Here is an 18,755-nt window from a genome sequence, read left to right as displayed (position 1 = left end):
CCTCGCGTTTCTACCGTGGTAAAAATGTTAATTATCGCCATCACCCTTCGGTTTCTCGCCTTGCCCTCTTCTCATTAACTCCAACCTTCGCCAAATGTCGTCATTAAGCACGCTGTCGAGCGTATTGCGCTTCGTCGCCGGTTCCCTCCGGATCGTCGTCTGGATGTCGCTGCGACTCTGCTCGACCGCGAGCTTCAGCTCCCGGGCGGTAACCCGCAAAGCGCCCCTTCCGAACGCGACGTGCTGCTCGGTCAGATCGGACGTGGCAACGTACACATTGCGCTTGACGGATATCCAATCCCCGACCAGCCGCTCGATGCATTCGTCGGCCGTCTCCCGCTCCCGCGTGAAGACGACCCTGAGCTTGCGATGACGAAAATCCGAGCCCGTCCCGCCGGACACATGATACGCGTCGAATACGACGATGACGGTTACGCCGGAAAACCCCTGATAGTCCGCCATCAATTCAAGCAGGCGATCGCGAGCGTTCTCGAGCTTTTCATACTTCAGCGTCGCAAGCTCCGGCCACGCGCCGATGATGTTGTAACCGTCGACGAGCAGGACATCCTCACGTTGCAGCATGGCGCTGACGCACTACTTCGTATAAAATGACGCCGGCCGCGACCGAAGCATTTAAAGAATTAACGTGGCCGAACATCGGAAGCGACAATATAAAGTCGCATCTCTCCCTCACTAGCCGCGATAGTCCTTTGCCTTCGCTTCCGATGACGATCGCGAGCGGTCCGGTCAGCTTCGTCTGGTGGAAGCTTTGAGGCGCTCCCGCGTCCGCGCCGGCGATCCAAAGCCCGGCTTCCTTCAGCTTCTCCATCGTCTGAACGAGATTGGCTACCCGCGCGACCGGAACGTATTCCACGGCTCCGGCGGACGTCTTCGCCACGACGGCCGTCAGACCCGCGCTTCTGCGCTTAGGAACGATGACCCCATGAACGCCTGTGCAATCCGCGGTACGCAAAATAGAGCCGAGATTGTGCGGATCCTCGATTTCGTCGAGCAGGACGATGAACGGCGATTCGCCCTTCTCCTTCGCCTTTGCGAGCAAATCTTCGACTTCGGCGTAAGCGATAGGTGCCGCCTGCGCGACGACGCCTTGATGCTGCATCTCGGGCGCAAGCTGATCCAGCTTGCGTTTGTCGACCATTTGCACGACGATTCCGCGAGCTTTGGCTTCTTCCATAATGGGCTGGACGAGGTGCCGCTGTGCCTGATTGAACAAGAAAATCTTATTAAGCGCGCGTCCAGCCTTCATCGCTTCCATAACCGGATGCTTGCCCGCGATCATTTCCTCTTCGTTGCCGCCGCCTTGGATTACCGGCTCATCCGTCAACTCGTCCGCCTCTAAGCTTTCGCGTACGTCGCTAACGCGCGCCGCGGGTGCTACGGATGAAGGTAGCGCGGCATTTCTGCGACCGTTGCCGCCCGAACGGTTCCAGCCGTCCTTGCGCTTGTCCGATCCCGGCCCCTTGCCGAACGGACGGCTTCCCACGGGTTTGCCGCCTTCGTTACGATTGTTCACGTTTATCTTCCTCTCTTACTCGTTCGATATCCTCGAAGGCGAGCCCGATCAACTGCTCCAGCCTTTCTTGAGCGCCATGGTAGTACAAATAGCCGACGAGACACTCCAACGCCGTCGCATACCGATAATCGGCAGGGTCGGCGTTCTTCGGAGGCTGTCCCGACTTCGTGTTGCGGCCGCGCCGAACGATGTCGGCTTCCTCTTCCGTCAGCAGCGGCTGCCATCTCGTCAACAACTTCGCTTGCGCGGCCGCCGATACGTAACGGGTAGCCGCGCGGTGCAATTCATGCGGCTTGCGCGCGCGTCCGGCAACGAGGCGCTGCCTTACATAAATCTCGAACACCGCGTCGCCGACATAAGCAAGCACGACGGGATTTAATAAGTTCACCGGAGTGTCCGGCGGCAGAACGGGAGCGATTACGGGCGGTTGTACGGCTTCGTTCGGCAGCTTCGTCATTTGCGCCGCCAGCGCATGCCTTGCGGCGTATCTTCCAATACGATGCCCCGCTCCGCCAATAAATCGCGTATTTCGTCCGCCCGCTTCCAGTTGCGGCTGCTCCGCGCTTCCGCGCGTTCGGCGATGAGCGCGTCGACTTCCTCGTCAAGCAAGCCCTCTTCTTCTTTAGCCGGCAATAAGCCAAGCACTTCGTCCATCTCTTCGATCCGCTGCAGAATCGCCAGCAAATCCGCTTCGCTGACCGATTCCCGCTGCAAATAATTGTTCGCTTCCGCTACGAGCCCGAACCACGCCGTGATCGCGTCCGGCGTGCCGAAGTCGTCGTCCATGCGCGCGTTGAACTCCGCTTGGATATCGGATAGCCGCGCTTGCAGTGCTTCGTCTTGCGGTAGCGACAGCGAACCTTTCGCGACGGTGGATAGCCGGTGCATGACGTTATCCCGGCAATTCGCGAGTCGCTCTACGCTTCTGTCGGCTTGATGAAGGATATCGTCGCTGAAGTTCAGCGGGCTGCGATAGTGCGTCGCCAACATGAGATAGCGGATGGATTCTTTTTTAGCCAGCTTAAGCAATTGGCGAACGTTAATGCCGTTACCTAACGACTTCGACATCTTTTGGTTATCGATGTTAACGAAACCGTTGTGCATCCAATAACGGGACAAAGGCTCTCCCGTAAGCGACTCCGACTGCGCGATTTCGCATTCGTGGTGCGGGAATTGAAGGTCGTGTCCGCCTCCGTGAATGTCGAGCGTTTCGCTGGCATATTTGCGCACCATCGCGGAGCACTCGATATGCCAACCCGGACGTCCGTCGCCCCAAGGGCTAGGCCAATAGATCTCGCCAGGCTTCGCTGCTTTCCATAACACGAAGTCCTGAGGGCTTTCTTTGCGCTCGTCGACGTCGATCCGAATGCCGTATTGCAATTCGTCCAAGTTTTTATGCGACAGCTTGCCGTATTCGGGGAACGTCCCCGTGCGGAAATAGACGTCTCCGCCGTTTTCGTAAGCCGAACCCTTCTTCACGAGGCCGTCGATGAATTCGATGATTTCCGGAATCGTCTCCGTAACGCGCGGTTGAATCGTCGCCGGTTTGGCGCCGAGTCCGTCTCGATCTTCCTTGAACGCCGCGATGAACCGCTCCGCCAACTCGGGCACCGTGCAACCTAGCTCGTTCGCTTTGCGAATCATTTTATCGTCGACGTCCGTGAAGTTCACGATGTAATTGACCGCCAAACCTTGCGACTCCAAATACCGCCGGGCGACATCGAAGAAAATAACGGGACGCGCGTTGCCGATATGGATGTAGTCGTACACCGTCGGACCGCACACGTACATGTTGACTTTGCCCGCTTCGCGCGGTACGAACGGCTCTTCCGTCCTTGTCATGCTGTTGTATATTTTGAGATTCACGTATTCATGCTCCTTTAAAGAAATGGATTAAATATCGTATAGATAGACGGCTCCGACGGCTTCCGCGGCTTTCTCGTCTTCCTTCTTCTGCTCTTCGTCGGAACATCCGCTCTCGCCCTTGAGCCGTTCCACTTCGCGTCTAAGATCGTTGATTTCCTTCTGCATAAAGCGGAACGTCTCGATGACCGGATCGGGCAAGCTGGTATGATCCAGCCGATCCCCGACTCGCCTGCCATCGCGTTTTACGATACGGCCCGGGATGCCGACGACCGTGCTATTAGGCGGTACTTCACGCAGGACGACCGAGTTCGCTCCTATGCTTGCATTGTCTCCAACGGTGAACGAGCCCAATACCTTCGCGCCTGAAGCAATAACGACCCGGTTGCCGATCGTCGGATGCCGCTTCCCTTTTTCTTTGCCCGTACCCCCGAGCGTAACCCCTTGATAGATGACGACGTCGTCTCCGATTTCGCACGTTTCCCCGATTACGACGCCCATGCCATGGTCGATGAACAACCTGCGCCCGATCTTCGCTCCCGGATGAATTTCGATGCCGGTGAAAAACCGATTGATTTGCGAGATGAACCGCGCGACCGTAAACCACCTATGCCGGTAAAAGAAATGCGCGATCCGATGAGACCAAATGGCGTGCAAGCCCGAGTATGAAAAAATGATTTCGAACCGATTACGCGCTGCCGGATCGTTCTCGCGGATGACGTCGATATCGGATTTAACGTTGCTCCAGAACCCCATGTCCATTCCCCCATCTGTGACCGAGCTTATTCATCGAGGACTGCGATTATAAAATAAAAAAACGCCTCTGCAGCTTTCGCTGCAGAGACGTGTACGATACGCGGTCCCACTCTGCTTGCGCCGACGTAGCCGGCGAACTCCATCGTCCGTTAACGGGGACGATCCGGCGCCGCTTACCCTGTCTTCCCTAGCACAACGCAAAGAGTAGCTTCGCGATGCCTTTGGTTGACCAATCAGCGGCGCGGCTCCTAGGCGCATTTCGGTTTCGTCGGAATGGGGCGGCTTCCAGCCTTGGCCGCCTTCTCTGGTCATTCGCGGGGCAAAACGTACTTCTCCTGTTCGACGCACATGTTCGATATAAAACAAGTATATCCCAATGCCCTTATGGTGACAAGAGAGTCGGGCTTATCGAGCGATTACAGACGCTACGCCAAGCTGCCTCCGAGCCGCTCCAGCACGCGCTGGCGTCCGAGCAGCCAAATCGTCCCGTTAAGATCCGGACCGTGCATTTGACCGGTAAGCGCGACGCGGATCGGCATGAACAGGCCTTTGCCTTTCACTCCCGTCTCCGTCTGCACCGCTTTGATCAGCGCCTTCATGTTGTCGACCGTGAAGCCTTCGTCGCCCGCGGCCTCCACTTGATTGCGAAACGCAGCGAGTACGGTCGGCACCGTAGCTTCGGACATAACCTGTTTCGCTTCATCGTCGAGCTCCGGCACGTCCGCGAAGAACAAGTCCGATAAAGACACGATTTCGGCGCCGAAGCGCAAATGGTCGCGGAATAAGTTGACGAGAACGCTCGCCCATGCGAGCTCTTGCTCACCCGGTTCCTCGCTAAGACGGCCTGCCGCCTTCAGATGCGGCAAACAAAGCGCGACGACCTGCTCCGGCGTCGCTTGCTTCAAGTAATGTTGATTGATCCAATTCAGCTTGGCGGTATCGAATACGGCCGGGCTCTTGGACAACCGGTTCGCGTTGAAGATCTCGATGAGTTGCTCGCGGCCGAAAATCTCTTGTTCGCCTTCCGGAGACCAACCGAGCAACGTAATGAAGTTGAACAGCGCTTCCGGAAGGAAGCCTAGCTTATCGTATTGTTCGATGAATTGGACGATCGATTCGTCGCGCTTGGACAGCTTCTTGCGCTGATCGTTGACGATGAGCGTCATATGGCCGAATTCCGGCGGCGTCCATCCGAACGCTTCGTAAATCATTAACTGGCGCGGCGTGTTCGTAATGTGGTCTTCTCCGCGCAGTACGTGCGTGATCGCCATCAGATGATCGTCGACGGCTACCGCATAGTTGTACGTCGGAATGCCGTCCTTCTTGACGATAACGAAGTCGCCGAAGTCATCGGACCGGAACGAGATTTCGCTTTTAACCGTATCGTTCCACGTATACATACGCTCAGCTGGCACCGTGAATCGTACACTCGGAATCCGCCCTTCCGCCGCAAGCTTCTCGCGCTCCGCGTCTGTAAGGTTGCGGCAGCGGCCCGAGTATTTCGGCGTCTCGCCGCGCGCGGATTGCTCCTCGCGCTCCCGCTCCAGCTCTTCCTCGTTGCAATAGCACAAATACGCGCGCTTATTGTCTAGCAACTGCTTCGTATGATCGGCATAAATGTCGAGACGCTCGGTTTGACGGTAAGGACCGTAGTTGCCGACCCGATCAATGCTCTCGTCCCAATCCACGCCGAGCCATTTCAAGTAGGTAAGCTGGCTTTCTTCTCCGCCCGCGATGTTGCGCTTCAGGTCCGTGTCTTCGATGCGGATAATGAACTCGCCGCCATGATGGCGCGCGAACAGGTAGTTGAAGATCGCCGTGCGAGCGTTGCCGATATGCAGATGTCCGGTTGGGCTCGGCGCGTAGCGTACGCGAACTTTAGTAGACATGATGATTCCTCCCTTGAGAACGTTGAACGTTTGAAAGTAGCCTGTTACTTCTTAATCAAGCAGATGACCGCTTGCGCCGCGATGCCTTCTCCGCGACCGGTAAAGCCGAGACGTTCGGACGTCGTCGCCTTCACGTTTACGTCGGTCTCCTCGCCGCCTAGCGCTTTTGCGATAACCGATACCATCTGTCCGATATACGGCGCCATTTTCGGTGCTTGGGCGATGATCGTAGCGTCGACGTTGCCTAGCTTGTAGCCTCGCTCCGCCGCAAGCTCCCATACGTGCTCTAGCAGCCTAACGCTGTCCGCGCCTTCATAAGCCGGATCCGTATCCGGAAAATGCTTGCCGATATCCCCGAGCGCGAGCGCTCCAAGTACCGCGTCGCTAATCGCGTGCAGCAGGACGTCCGCGTCGGAATGCCCTAGCAGTCCTTTGTCGTACGGAATCGTTACGCCGCCGATGATGCACGGTCTGCCTTCTACGAGCTGATGCACGTCGAACCCTTGTCCCACTCGAATCATGTTCCGTCACTCTCCCTACGCCGCCGGGCGAGCAAAAGCTCCGCGATCGGCAAATCTTCCGGCGTCGTTATTTTCAAATTGCTGTAGTCTCCGCTCACGATGGCCACTTTGCGGCCTAGACGCTCCAGCAACATCGCGTCGTCCGTCGCCGTTGCCTGCTCCGATCGGGCTAGACGATGCGCCTCCATGAGCTCTTCGCGTCGGAAAGCCTGCGGCGTCTGGACGCTCCATAAAGTTCGACGCTCCGGCGTCGACACGATAAATCCCGCTCCGTCGGACACCTTGATCGTATCTTTAACGGGGACGGCGAGCGCGGCAGCGCCTTCCGCCTCCGCCGCCCGGCAGCACGCTTCGATCTGCGCCGACGTGACGAGAGGCCTTGCAGCGTCATGGACAAGCACGCCGTCTGTCCGAAGCGCCGTTAGTCCTATATAGACGCTGTCCTGCCGCTCCGAGCCTCCAGGGACGATCTCCGACACTTTCGCGAAGCCTTCGGCCCGCACGATGTCGGCTACTCTCGACTCTTCTCCCGGCGCCACCACGATCGCGACGGAAGTTACCGCGGCGCATAGCTCGAACGCCTCGAGCGCATGAGCGAGCACCGGGCGTCCGTCCAGCGTCAAATAGATTTTGTTGTCCGCCGCTCCCATTCGGGTTCCGCGACCGGCGGCGACGATGACGGCTCCCCAATCCATCGCGTTATCTCCTCACAAGGCCGTTATGTAAACATAAGAAAGACGGGACCGTAACGCGCGTCCCGCCCGTATTCTTAATATCATACCTTGTCAGAGCGCTTTTTCCAATAGCTTCGGCTTCGCGAAGATCATGCGGCCCGCGGACGTCTGAAGCACGCTCGTCACGAGCACCTCCATCGTCGTTCCGATGAAATCCCGCCCACCTTCCACGACGATCATCGTGCCGTCGTCCAAGTACGCGACGCCTTGTCCATGTTCTTTGCCGTCCTTGATCACTTGCACGACGATCTCTTCGCCCGGAAGCACGACAGGCTTGACCGCGTTAGCCAAGTCGTTGATGTTGAGCACCGATACGCCTTGCAGCTCGCACACCTTGTTCAGGTTGAAGTCGTTCGTGACGACTTTTCCCTTCATCGCCTTCGCCAGCTTCACCAGCTTGCTGTCCACTTCGCCGGGCTCTTCCGACGCATCCTCGTAAATAAGCACCCGAACGTCGAGCTCCTTCTGAATTTTGTTCAGAATGTCGAGACCTCTGCGTCCGCGATTCCGCTTCAGCAAGTCGGATGAATCCGCGATATGCTGCAGCTCCTCCAGCACGAATTCCGGAATGACCAACGTGCCTTCGATGAACCCGGTTTTGCAAATGTCCGCGATCCGTCCATCAATAATGACGCTCGTATCTAGAATTTTGTGCTCCTCGTAACGCGGGCCTTCTTCCTTGCCCGTCTCCGCGACTTTGCGGGAACGCATCCAATCGCCGATCTCGTCTCGCTTGCGCATGCCGATTCTAATGCCTGCATAGCCCAACGTCAGCGCGATGCCTGCCGCGAGCACTTCTCCGACATGGGGAATATCGGTCACGAACGGATACAGGAAAGACGATAGCGCTAGACCGAAAGTCAAACCGACCGAACCGGACAGCAAATCCGCCATCGGAAATACCGACAACCGATCGATACCGCGCTGCAACGCGCGGGCAAGCGGATTCGCGATCGACGTCGCGAGCATGAAGCCTACTAATGCGCCTACCGCCATCGCGAACGTGTTTCCGGAGCCCGAATTGGCGCCGAGCAACGGATCCATCCACTGAGCGCCGCCGGTCGTCCGCCACACCGACATTTGTTGTCCAAGCAATGCCCCTATCAGCACCCCGGCGATTTGGATAACTCTTCTCATCATCATTAATAAATCACTCCTAACCCGTAAAAGGTCATAATTATCGTTACTAGTATGTTCCAATTTCCGGAAACCTAATCGTTCGCCGACGACGCATCTTTTAGTTGGCCCAAATCGCGAACTTCTTTTGAAATTCCTAGCTCCTTGCACTATAATGAGAGGTGGAAAAGTAAATTTAAGGTAACCGAGGTGGGAATGGATGAGCGCACCTACGCTCCAGCAATTCCAGAGTCAGGTGTCGGAACTGTTGCTCCGTCATCGCAGCTTGCTCGATGTCGTAACCAAGTACAGCCAATCCAACGCAGCCGTCAATCGGGCCGTAGCCAAGTCGATCACCGAGTGCGGTTGCATCGAACTTAACGCAAGACACCAAGGCTTTTCCGCCGACATGGAGCTCGATCAAGCGAATCGGCAATCGAAGTCTCACATGGAAGGCCATCTTTGCGAGCATTGCCGCGAAGCGATCCGCAGCGAGATGGGCAAGAACTTGTTCTATATGTCCGCGTTGTGCAACGCTCTTGAGATCAACCTCCAAGACGTCGTCAATAAGGAAGCCGAGAAATGCTCCACGCTTGGTTGGTTTAATTTAACTTAACGCAAGGCTCGCCCTTAACGAGTAACGCCTCCATTCCCTCGAGCGAGAGGGAATGGAGGCGTTATTGCTTATTTGATCAAAAAAAGCACCGGAACCTTCGTCGAAGGTTGTCCGATGCTTCCTGATGTATTGTTCGTTATGCGCTATGTTTGGATCTGCTTTCTTCCTCTTCGTGCCCATGGCGTCTTCTGCCGCGCAGTCGTCGTGGCAACAGTCGCTCAACGTTTTTTTTTAAGCCCCAAAGCGCGTATACGAGCAACAGCGCGAGTATGACTTTCGGGATCGCTTCTTGGAACAAGTACGCAAGTACTGCCGCGCCGGCTACGACGATCGGGATCGACCACATGGCCGCTTTAGGAAGACCAAGCTTTTTGAAGTTCGGGTATTTCATGTTGCTAACCATTAAGAACGATAAAGCTAGCGTGCTAATGAGCAATAGCGAGAAGTGAAGCTCCGAGTTGAACAAGGCGAGCGTTGCGAGAACTCCGCCGGCCGCCGGAATCGGCAACCCGATAAAGTAACCCGGAATGCCTGCGATAACGTTAAACCTCGCAAGCCTTAATGCACCGCAGATCGGGAAAACGGCCGTGACGATCCATGCCATTGCAGGGTTGACGTCTTGAAAAGCCGCTTGGTACATAATGAACGCTGGCGCGACTCCGAAGGAGATGACGTCGGACAGCGAATCCAATTCTTTGCCGAATTCGCTTTGCACGTTAAGCGCTCGTGCGACCCGACCATCCAGCCCATCCATGAGCATGGCGATTATGACCAGCAGCGCCGCGGTGTTCGGTTCATCGTTAAACGCCATTATGATCGCGATCACGCCCAGGAACAAGTTCCCGATGGTGAACAAATTCGGTATGGATTTAGTGATCATGGTTGCCACCTCGACTTTACTATGCCCTATGGGTGTGAAGGTTAAGCGCGCGATTCGGCGCGTATTTGACTGTGCGTTTCGTGATGAAAGACCAGATTCAATTGTAGTCTCGTTAAATCTGTCTGTCAATAAACACCTGTTCTTGAATTCGCTTTAATCCGTCCTTGATCGTACGAGCCCGAACCTCGCCGATGCCGTCCACTTCGTCTAGTTCTTCGATCGAAGCCATCACGATATGCGGCAACGCGCTAAACCGATCCACCAAGTTATGGATAATCACGCTAGGAAGTCTCGGGATTTTGCTAAGCATGCGGTAACCGCGCGGCATAAGTCCTTCCTCGACGACCGTGCTTAAGGAAGGGTAGCCTAGCAACCGAATGAGCAACGCCGAATCGAGCAACTCCTCGGAAGACAGCTTGCGGACGGCCGTCTGGATTTCTTTGACCTTCTCGTCGCTATCGTCCTTCGCGTAATCTTTCAGCAGCAGCCAAGCTTCTTCATCCGCCGTTCCGACGAGTTCTTCTTTCTGCATGCTAATTAATCGGCCTTCGTTGCCAAGCTCCAGCACGTACCGGTTAATTTCGTTCTTGATTCTTAACACCATCTCGGCGCGTTGGAAAACATGGGCGACCTCATGCATGGTAACCAATTCTTCGTATTCTAATGCAGACAAATTCGTAAGCGCTTGAGTCAGCACCGCGCGATACTTCTCCAACGTCTGAATCGCTTGGTTCGCCTTGGTCAGAATTACGCCCATTTCCTTCAGCGCATAGCGTAATTGTCCTTGATAGAGCGTGATGACGTTGCGTCTTTGCGAGATCGATACGACGAGCTTACCCGTCTGCTTCGCGACGCGCTCCGCTGTCCGATGCCGGATGCCGGTTTCCGTAGAGCTAATGCCCGGATTCGGTATCAACTGCGTATTCGCGTATAAAATGCGCTTCGCGTCTTCGCTTAGAATAATAGCTCCGTCCATCTTCGCGAGCTCATACAAGTAGTTCGGACTAAATTCGCAATTGATGGAGAAGCCTCCGTCGATGACTTCATTCAGTTCCGGACTGTAGCCCACTACGATTAGCGCACCGGTCTTGGCACGCAGCACGTTCTCTAGTCCCGCGCGAAAAGGAGTTCCCGGCGCGACCATCTGAAGCAGTTGGTTCATCGTCTCCTGCTGTAGCTGTTCCTTGTCTTTTATCTCTTTTTCTTTGGCATCCTTCATGATGTTATCGATACCCCCTATTCCAACGCTGCTTTGAGCGCCTCGGCGACCGACTTGACCCCCCGCAGCTCGATACCCGCCGGCGGTTGCCAGCCCTTCATGCTAGCTTCCGGCAGGATGACCCGCTTAAAGCCGAGTTTATGCGCTTCTTTCACCCTCTGCTCCGCCCTGGAGACCGCCCGAACCTCGCCAGTCAAGCCTACCTCGCCGAACACGACGTCATACGGACGCGTCGGCAAATCTTTGAAGCTGGAAGCCAGACTGACCGCCGCCGCCAAATCCGCCGCCGGTTCATCGAGCTTAACGCCGCCCGCTACGTTCAAATACGCGTCCTGGTTTTGCAGGAACATGCCCATTCGCTTCTCTAATACCGCGATAACTAGCGACATCCGATGGTGATCCAATCCAGAAGACATTCGCCGCGGAGACGGAAAATGCGTCGGAGCGACGAGCGCCTGCAGCTCCACGAGCACGGGACGGGTTCCTTCCATGCTGGCCACGACGGTCGATCCGGATACGCCGAGCGGCCGTTCGGATAAGAACAACTCGGACGGATTCGTCACTTCCCGAAGGCCGTCTTCCGTCATGTCGAAAATGCCGATTTCATTCGTAGACCCGAAGCGGTTTTTCACCGCGCGTAAAATACGATAAGAATGATGCCGCTCTCCTTCGAAATAAAGCACGCAATCGACCATATGCTCGAGCAGTCGCGGACCGGCTATGGCTCCTTCCTTCGTGACGTGGCCGACAAGCACGGTCGCTACCCCGTTCACCTTGGAGATGCGCATGAAATGAGCCGTGCATTCCCGGACTTGGGCGACGCTGCCCGGCGCCGAGGCGATCTCCGGCCGGTAAACGGTCTGAATCGAGTCGATGACGAGAAAATCCGGTTCAACCTCCGTGATAGCCTCCTCGATGACTTCAAGGTTCGTCTCGCAAAGCACGTATAACCTATCGTTAAGCGCGCCTAGCCGATCCGCGCGCAGCTTCGTCTGCCTAACCGATTCTTCCCCCGATACGTACAGTACCTTCAGGCCTTGAGCGGAAAGCATGTGCGAAGTTTGCAACAGTAACGTCGATTTGCCGATACCCGGATCTCCGCCGACGAGCAGTAACGAACCCGGTACGAGCCCTCCACCGAGCACGCGATTGAGCTCGGACAAGCCGGTCGGCACGCGCGGTTCTCGGCTACTTTCTATATCTATGATAGAACGCGCCTTTTCTTTCGTACGATGCAGTCCGCCCCGTCCGACAGGTGCTTTGACGACGGTCTCGGTTTCCTCGACCATCGTGTTCCAAGCGCCGCACCCCGGGCATTTGCCTAACCATTTCGGGGATTCCGTTCCGCATTCGGTACAAGCGAACTTCACTTTGACTTTGGCCATGGATAGGTTGCCCCTTCCCTCTACATAAGAAGTTTACCATGTCCTGGGCGATAGTTAAAACTTTAGCCGAACCATTTCCATGCCAGCCATAACAACACCACGAGAATAATTAATCCTCCCGACATCCACAGTAAGACTAGGAATAGCTTTAGAAATACGATGAGCAATACTACGGCTATTATACCCCCGAGAAGATCATGAATGAGCCGACTCCAACCGCTTCCGCCCCGTCTACGAAACATAAGCAATCTGCTCCCTTCTACGGTCACGAAAAAAACTCCCCGCGCCATTCGCCGAATGAACGGCGGCACGGGGAGTCATTCTAACCGCAATGCGCTTATGCTAGCTTATGGCTAGCCGAGCCCAAGGGTGATAAATAATCAATTGCTTATATTATTATTTAACCACGTTTAACTTTGGGTAGCAGCCACTTCGTCCTTCTGTCTGACCACTAAACCGCCTTCTTCCTCGTCGATGACGAGCGTGTTGCCTTTATTGATTTTGCCCAACAACAGATCTTCGGACAGGCGGTCCTCGATGTGCTTCTGAATCGCGCGGCGAAGCGGACGAGCGCCGTACTGCGGATCAAACCCTTCCTTGGCGAGGAAGTTTTTCGCGGCTTCGGTAAGATCGAAGCTGATGTCTTGCTCGATCAGACGCTTACGAAGATCATCGGCCATAAGCGTTACGATCTGAGCGATGTGCTCTTCGTTAAGCGGATGGAAGACGATCGATTCGTCGATCCGGTTGAGGAACTCCGGACGGAACGATTTCTTCAGCTCGGCGAGCACTTTTTCCTTCATGTTCTGATAGTCGCGGTTCGAGTCTTGCGCGGCGGTAAAGCCGAGCGTCGAGTTACGCTTGATTTGCTCGGCGCCGACGTTGGACGTCATGATGATGAGCGTGTTGCGGAAGTCGACGGAACGACCCTTGGAATCGGTGAGACGGCCGTCTTCCAACACTTGAAGCAGCACGTTGAATACTTCAGGGTGCGCTTTTTCGATTTCATCGAGCAGGACGACCGAGTACGGCTTGCGACGGACTTTCTCCGTCAATTGGCCGCCCTCTTCGTAGCCGACGTAACCCGGAGGCGCTCCGACGAGACGGGACGTGGAGTGCTTCTCCATATACTCCGACATATCGATCCGGATTACGGCGTTCTCGTCTCCGAACATCGCTTCGGCGATGGCGCGGGCGAGCTCGGTTTTACCGACGCCGGTAGGGCCAAGGAAAATGAACGAGCCCATCGGACGTTTCGGATCTTTGAGTCCGGCACGGGCGCGTCTGATCGCACGGGCGACGGATTTAACCGCTTCGTCTTGGCCGATGACGCGGTCGTGCAGGATGCTCTCCATCTTGAGCAAGCGCTCGGTCTCTTCTTCCGCCAGCTTGCTTACCGGAATGCCGGTCCAGCTAGCCACAACTTGAGCGATATCCTCCGGCGTTACTTCGGAATCGGTGCGACCTTGCTTCTCTTTCCATTGGTTCTTCGTATGATCGAGCTCTTCGCGGATCTTCTGTTCCGTATCGCGAAGCGCTGCCGCCTTCTCGAATTCTTGGCTTTGAACGGCGGCGTCCTTCTCCTTGCGAATATCCTCGAGACGGGATTCCAGTTGCTTCAGGTTAGGCGGTACCGTGTAAGAGTTCAGCCTTACCTTCGAACCGGCCTCGTCGATGAGGTCGATCGCTTTATCCGGAAGGAATCTATCGGTAATGTAGCGGTCGGACAGCTTAACGGCCGCGACGATCGCATCGTCCGTAATTTTCACCCGGTGATGGGCTTCATAACGGTCGCGCAAGCCGTGCAAAATTTGAATCGCCTCCGCAGGCGTCGGTTGATCGACCGTGATCGGTTGGAAACGGCGCTCGAGCGCTGCATCCTTCTCGATATATTTGCGGTACTCGTCGAGCGTCGTCGCGCCGATGCATTGAAGTTCGCCACGCGCAAGCGCAGGCTTCAGGATGTTGGAAGCATCGATTGCGCCTTCCGCGCCACCAGCCCCGATGAGCGTATGAAGCTCGTCGATGAACAGGATAACGTTGCCGGCTTGGCGAATTTCGTCCATGATCTTCTTCAAACGGTCCTCGAACTCCCCGCGGTACTTCGTACCGGCAACGACGGAGCCCATATCGAGCGTCATGACGCGTTTGTCGCGTAACGTCTCGGGAATTTCGTTATTGATTATGCGTTGAGCCAATCCTTCCGCGATCGCCGTTTTACCAACGCCCGGTTCGCCGATCAGCACCGGATTGTTCTTCGTGCGGCGGGAAAGCACTTGAATGACGCGTTCGATTTCTTTCGCCCGGCCGATGACCGGATCGATGTTGCCGTCGCGCGCGCTTGCGGTAAGGTCGCGAGCCAATCCGTCCAATGTCGGCGTGCTGACGTTTGCCGACGGACCATGGTTCGATTGTACGCTTTCGTTGCTGCCCAGCAGTTGGAGTACTTGCTGGCGCGCTTTGTTCAGGCTAATGCCAAGGTTATTGAGTACGCGGGCAGCGACGCCTTCGCCTTCGCGAATAAGACCGAGAAGGATATGCTCCGTGCCGACGTACGTATGACCTAATTTACGCGCTTCGTCCATCGATAGCTCGATAACCTTTTTGGCGCGCGGCGTATAAGCGATGTTGGTCGGTTGTTCTTGACCGCGGCCGATCAGCGACTCGACCTCGTCTTGAATTTTCTCCAATCCGAGTCCTAATGCGATCAATGCTTTCGCGGCGATACTTTCGCCTTCACGGATCAACCCGAGCAGGATATGCTCCGTGCCGATGTTGTTGTGTCCCAGTCGCACAGCTTCTTCTTGCGCCAGCGCCAATACTTTCTGCGCGCGTTCAGTAAATCTTCCGAACATCATGAGACAACACCTCCCTATTAAAATTGGAATAAATCATTTATGAATTTGTTGCCAGTCGGGTACGAATATATTGGGCTCTCGACCGGTCCCGATCTTCCGGATTCATTGCTTCCCCGAACGTCATTTGCAGGAAACCCGGTTGCGTAGCGACCAGCAATTCGTTAATCGTCCGGTCGTTCAGCTCGGGCATTAGCCCTAGATGGACGCCGAGCCTTAAATCCGACAACCGCTGGGCGGCTTCCTTCGAATCCATAATAATCGCTTGCGATAAAACGCCGTATGAACGGCGAATGCGATCTTCGACGCGAGGGCGATTATCGGCGAACAACTTGCTTCTTGCCGCCTTTTCATGCTCGATCATCTGTTTGGCAACTTGATGCAAATTCTCGATAATTTCTTGTTCGGACTGACCGAGCGTGATCTGATTGGACACTTGGAACAAGTTACCCGTAGCTTCGCTACCTTCACCATACAATCCGCGAACAGCTAACCCGACTTGCGTGACGGCGGTAAGGATTCGGTTAATTTGCCCGGTCATGACGAGCGCCGGTAAGTGCATCATGACGGAAACCCGAATACCGGTACCGACGTTAGTAGGGCAGCTCGTTAAGTAACCATGTTTTTCGTCGAAGGCGTAATCGACTTGTTCTTCGAAGATGTCATCGATCTTAGTCGCGCGATCCCACGTTTCCCGAATTTGAAAACCCGGGCTTAAACATTGAATGCGAAGATGGTCTTCTTCGTTAATCATAATGCTAACATCTTCGTTATAGCTTAATATTAATGCGCCGCTTCGCGATTCATTCGCAAGGTTTGGGCTTATTAAATGCTTTTCGACCATGACCAGCTTCTCGAGCTCGGTCAACTCCGATAGCCGGATTTGTTCTAACTTCCCTAATCCGTTCAACCTGCCGTTCTCCGCGACTCCGAGCAATTGCTCCATCACCGTAGAGGCATGAGCCGGGGTGGCCATCATCGGAAAAGGCATTCCCCGCAAGTTGCGCGCGATCCGAACGCGGCTGCTGATTACGACGTCGGCTTCCGCGCCTTCGTCTTCCATCCATTCGCTTAGCGCATGCTTCACATATTTTCGATTCGCCATAGCGCCTCACCTGCCTTTCAGCTGCTCATTTCTTTCTCTAGCTCGCGTATCCGGTCACGCAGCTGCGCGGCCGATTCGAAATCCTCGCGCTCGATGCGCCCCTGCATTTCCTTCTTCAGCCGATCGATCTCGCGCTTCGTTTTGAGACGTCCGCCCGCGCGCTTAGGCACTTTGCCTACGTGAACGGTATTGCCATGCACTCGCTTAAGTAAAGGATCTAACCGCTCCGCGAATTGCTTGTAGCAATGGCTGCAGCCGAAACGTCCGATTTTGCTGAACTGCGCGTAAGTCATTCCGCACGTCTCGCATTTGAGCGGTTGCTGCTTCGTCACGCTCGCGTTCGTCGTCTCGAAGTCGAGCAACCCGGAGATCAGATTGTGGATGGAGAACCCGGCTTGCGTGCCTGGAATCAGTTCGCCTTTCTCTCTGGCGCACGCTTCGCAAATATGAAGCTCCGTCTTCTCTCCGTTAACGATTTTCGTAAAATGCAGCGTAGCTGGACGCTTGCCGCACTCCTGGCACTGCATGGCATCGCCTCCTTTCAAAAGTACAGCCGTTGCGGAAAAGCTCGAGACCGCTACTTCGTCAGTAGCGTCACTAACATCGCCTTCAACAGCTTAGCGCGAATTTGATCTCTAAGCGGGAGCCCGATGGATAATGCCTCTCGGGTAATCGCAGCCCTTATGAGCCGCGCCTCGCGTTCGGATAGAAAATCTGCTTCCTCTAATTGGTAGATCAACCCTTCAGCCGACGTCTGATCGATTTCCGCCCCGACCGTGTGCGACACATGCCGCTGAACGGCCTCGAGCGAAGGTAGATCTACGCGCTGAATGCGAATATAACCGCCGCCTCCGCGTTTGCTCTCCACGTAATAGCCCTTCTCGAGGGTGAACCTGGTGCTGATCACGTAGTTGATTTGTGATGGGACACAAGAAAATTTGTCAGCCAATTCGCTCCTTTGGATTTCGACGGTACCTTCCGAGCTGGTCTGTAAAATTTGCTTTAAGTAATGTTCGATTAGATCAGAAATGTTACGCATCGCTCATCTCCTTCCGGAGTGCATCTGACTTTGACTTTCTTTGACTATAACATCATTATACTCATATTCAGATAATTTGCAACATTGTAGGATCAGTGCTTGAAGCAGGCTTTTATTCAATTATCCATGTGTCGAACCCGGCGCTTACCGATGTTTTAAGTATTTACAATCGACTCCTCATTTAATAAGAACGAGATCAATTTGATGACGTAATTGAAAAATGAGACTGCCCCTAAGTCACCTTTCGATGACCATGAGAACAGCCTCGCCATTAATTTTAATGACCATCCGTAGACCAGTGAACTTTATCCTTGCTAACTGGAGAGTAGTGAATAACACCATATGTAGCTCCGACTTTGATCAATTCGGGGTTCGTTCCGTCTTTTTTACCGCTGGAGATCTTTACATCTTTACCGTTCGCGTCTTTAATCGTAATCGTTTTTGTTGTCCAAGTCGTATTCATATCAATAGCTTTCCCCGAAATGTGGTAAGAGTTAAGCGCAGGCGCTACGTCTAATACACTTATTTCATACGCCATAACCATTTCCTTCGCAGCCTGCTTAGACTTTGTATATTTTTTATCGTCATTAGGATGAACCCATTGAATGTTAATGTCTGTATTAACAGGTACATCTTTGGGGCTTATTTTATTTTTATAAATCAACCAGGAGTAATGCATTAACCAAGCCCTTTCTGCCGGCCTTTTTGACGCGTTGATCGTCACTTTGACTCCTGCGGCCTTGAGCGCCTCAATAAACTTATCTACGTTTGGTTTGAATGAGGGATCTAAGTCCGTTGTGCTGGTAGATGTCGGGAAGCTGTTGTACCAAGCCTTTCCGCTCGAACCGCTATAGGCAGTAGCAGCAAAAGAATTGATGGGTATAACTAATCCGAGCATGATAAGCGCTAGGGATAATAGCATGATAAATTTCTTCACTGTAATAGCCACCCTTAAATAATTTTTTTGAATAACGTATTTATTCTAGGTGATGATAGCATATTAACCCGGGGTTATATAGTAAATTAATAGATAATTTATTCTTTTTTGTAATAGAATGTCGAGTCTTCAAAAGAAAGATTCCAACTAATGACACGTAAAGAAGGAACACTTTTCGTTTTAAGAACGCAAAAAAAACAGCGACCCGAGGGTCGCTGCAAATAGACATCTGTAAAAGGCTGCACCATCGCTCGACGGAGTCGAGGCGAACCGCAGACCGTAGGCAGCATTGCGAAGCAATGCGTT

General features: G+C 54.3%; 19 protein-coding genes. 1 reads left to right on the top strand and 18 read right to left on the bottom strand.

Annotation, left to right across the window (positions count from 1 at the left end):
* Window positions 1-27 precede the first annotated feature (27 nt).
* The 9 genes from ACFPQ4_RS00780 to ACFPQ4_RS00740 all read right to left on the bottom strand — a co-directional run bounded on the left by ACFPQ4_RS00780 (window position 28) and on the right by ACFPQ4_RS00740 (window position 8,437).
* Complete coding sequence (locus ACFPQ4_RS00780) at window positions 28-582, bottom strand: NYN domain-containing protein (protein WP_378109802.1); 555 nt, start codon at window positions 580-582, stop codon at window positions 28-30.
* A complete protein-coding gene (rlmB, locus tag ACFPQ4_RS00775; protein ID WP_378109868.1) occupies window positions 569-1,300 on the bottom strand; it encodes a 23S rRNA (guanosine(2251)-2'-O)-methyltransferase RlmB in 732 nt (243 codons plus the stop codon). The genes ACFPQ4_RS00780 and rlmB overlap by 14 nt, the downstream gene beginning before the upstream one ends.
* Before the next feature lie 220 nt (window positions 1,301-1,520).
* Window positions 1,521-1,991, bottom strand: coding sequence for a Mini-ribonuclease 3 (locus tag ACFPQ4_RS00770; RefSeq protein ID WP_378109800.1), 471 nt, complete (start codon window positions 1,989-1,991; stop codon window positions 1,521-1,523).
* Entirely contained in the window at window positions 1,988-3,400 is a 1,413-nt protein-coding gene (cysS, locus tag ACFPQ4_RS00765) for a cysteine--tRNA ligase (RefSeq protein WP_378109798.1), read from the bottom strand. Before cysS ends, ACFPQ4_RS00770 begins: the two co-directional genes overlap by 4 nt.
* 27 nt (window positions 3,401-3,427) lie before the next feature.
* Window positions 3,428-4,153, bottom strand: coding sequence for a serine O-acetyltransferase (gene cysE, locus ACFPQ4_RS00760; RefSeq protein ID WP_378109797.1), 726 nt, complete (start codon window positions 4,151-4,153; stop codon window positions 3,428-3,430).
* Between the two features lie 425 nt (window positions 4,154-4,578).
* The gene (gene gltX, locus ACFPQ4_RS00755; RefSeq protein ID WP_378109796.1) at window positions 4,579-6,042 is read right to left on the bottom strand and encodes a glutamate--tRNA ligase; all 1,464 of its coding nucleotides are present in this window, start codon (window positions 6,040-6,042) and stop codon (window positions 4,579-4,581) included.
* A gap of 44 nt (window positions 6,043-6,086) precedes the next feature.
* Window positions 6,087-6,563 carry a 2-C-methyl-D-erythritol 2,4-cyclodiphosphate synthase gene (gene ispF, locus ACFPQ4_RS00750; RefSeq protein WP_378109795.1) on the bottom strand — a complete coding sequence of 159 codons (477 nt, stop codon included), beginning with the start codon at window positions 6,561-6,563 and terminating at the stop codon, window positions 6,087-6,089.
* The gene (gene ispD, locus ACFPQ4_RS00745) at window positions 6,560-7,258 is read right to left on the bottom strand and encodes a 2-C-methyl-D-erythritol 4-phosphate cytidylyltransferase (RefSeq protein WP_378109794.1); all 699 of its coding nucleotides are present in this window, start codon (window positions 7,256-7,258) and stop codon (window positions 6,560-6,562) included. The genes ispF and ispD overlap by 4 nt, the downstream gene beginning before the upstream one ends.
* A 90-nt stretch (window positions 7,259-7,348) precedes the next feature.
* Window positions 7,349-8,437 carry a PIN/TRAM domain-containing protein gene (locus ACFPQ4_RS00740; RefSeq protein ID WP_378109867.1) on the bottom strand — a complete coding sequence of 363 codons (1,089 nt, stop codon included), beginning with the start codon at window positions 8,435-8,437 and terminating at the stop codon, window positions 7,349-7,351.
* Between the two features lie 196 nt (window positions 8,438-8,633).
* Between ACFPQ4_RS00740 and ACFPQ4_RS00735 the strand changes: the two genes are divergently transcribed.
* Window positions 8,634-9,029, top strand: coding sequence for a nucleoside triphosphate pyrophosphohydrolase family protein (locus tag ACFPQ4_RS00735; RefSeq protein WP_378109793.1), 396 nt, complete (start codon window positions 8,634-8,636; stop codon window positions 9,027-9,029).
* A 136-nt stretch (window positions 9,030-9,165) separates the two neighbouring features.
* Here ACFPQ4_RS00735 and pssA read toward each other — a convergent pair whose 3' ends face one another.
* The 9 genes from pssA to ACFPQ4_RS00690 all read right to left on the bottom strand — a co-directional run bounded on the left by pssA (window position 9,166) and on the right by ACFPQ4_RS00690 (window position 18,449).
* Entirely contained in the window at window positions 9,166-9,909 is a 744-nt protein-coding gene (pssA, locus tag ACFPQ4_RS00730; RefSeq protein ID WP_378109792.1) for a CDP-diacylglycerol--serine O-phosphatidyltransferase, read from the bottom strand.
* Window positions 9,910-10,021: 112 nt separating this feature from the next.
* Window positions 10,022-11,128, bottom strand: coding sequence for a DNA integrity scanning diadenylate cyclase DisA (gene disA / locus ACFPQ4_RS00725; RefSeq protein WP_378109791.1), 1,107 nt, complete (start codon window positions 11,126-11,128; stop codon window positions 10,022-10,024).
* 17 nt (window positions 11,129-11,145) lie between these two features.
* A complete protein-coding gene (radA, locus tag ACFPQ4_RS00720; protein ID WP_378109790.1) occupies window positions 11,146-12,513 on the bottom strand; it encodes a DNA repair protein RadA in 1,368 nt (455 codons plus the stop codon).
* Between the two features lie 62 nt (window positions 12,514-12,575).
* Window positions 12,576-12,755: a hypothetical protein gene (locus ACFPQ4_RS00715; RefSeq protein WP_378109789.1), complete on the bottom strand. Its 180-nt coding sequence runs from the start codon at window positions 12,753-12,755 to the stop codon at window positions 12,576-12,578.
* Window positions 12,756-12,923: 168 nt separating this feature from the next.
* Window positions 12,924-15,371, bottom strand: a complete 2,448-nt coding sequence (gene clpC, locus ACFPQ4_RS00710) for an ATP-dependent protease ATP-binding subunit ClpC (RefSeq protein WP_378109788.1) — start codon at window positions 15,369-15,371, stop codon at window positions 12,924-12,926.
* A gap of 37 nt (window positions 15,372-15,408) precedes the next feature.
* Entirely contained in the window at window positions 15,409-16,473 is a 1,065-nt protein-coding gene (locus tag ACFPQ4_RS00705) for a protein arginine kinase (protein ID WP_378109787.1), read from the bottom strand.
* Window positions 16,474-16,490: 17 nt separating this feature from the next.
* On the bottom strand, window positions 16,491-17,000 hold the full coding sequence (locus tag ACFPQ4_RS00700; RefSeq protein ID WP_378109786.1) for a UvrB/UvrC motif-containing protein: 510 nt from the start codon (window positions 16,998-17,000) through the stop codon (window positions 16,491-16,493).
* A 50-nt stretch (window positions 17,001-17,050) separates the two neighbouring features.
* Window positions 17,051-17,512, bottom strand: coding sequence for a CtsR family transcriptional regulator (locus ACFPQ4_RS00695; RefSeq protein ID WP_378109785.1), 462 nt, complete (start codon window positions 17,510-17,512; stop codon window positions 17,051-17,053).
* 277 nt (window positions 17,513-17,789) lie between these two features.
* Window positions 17,790-18,449 carry a hypothetical protein gene (locus ACFPQ4_RS00690; RefSeq protein WP_378109784.1) on the bottom strand — a complete coding sequence of 220 codons (660 nt, stop codon included), beginning with the start codon at window positions 18,447-18,449 and terminating at the stop codon, window positions 17,790-17,792.
* Window positions 18,450-18,755: the final 306 nt, after the last annotated feature.

The organism is Cohnella yongneupensis, assembly GCF_042655785.1.
In the GTDB taxonomy this organism is placed as follows: domain Bacteria; phylum Bacillota; class Bacilli; order Paenibacillales; family Paenibacillaceae; genus Cohnella; species Cohnella yongneupensis.
This window is presented reverse-complemented; position numbering and strand designations above follow the sequence as displayed.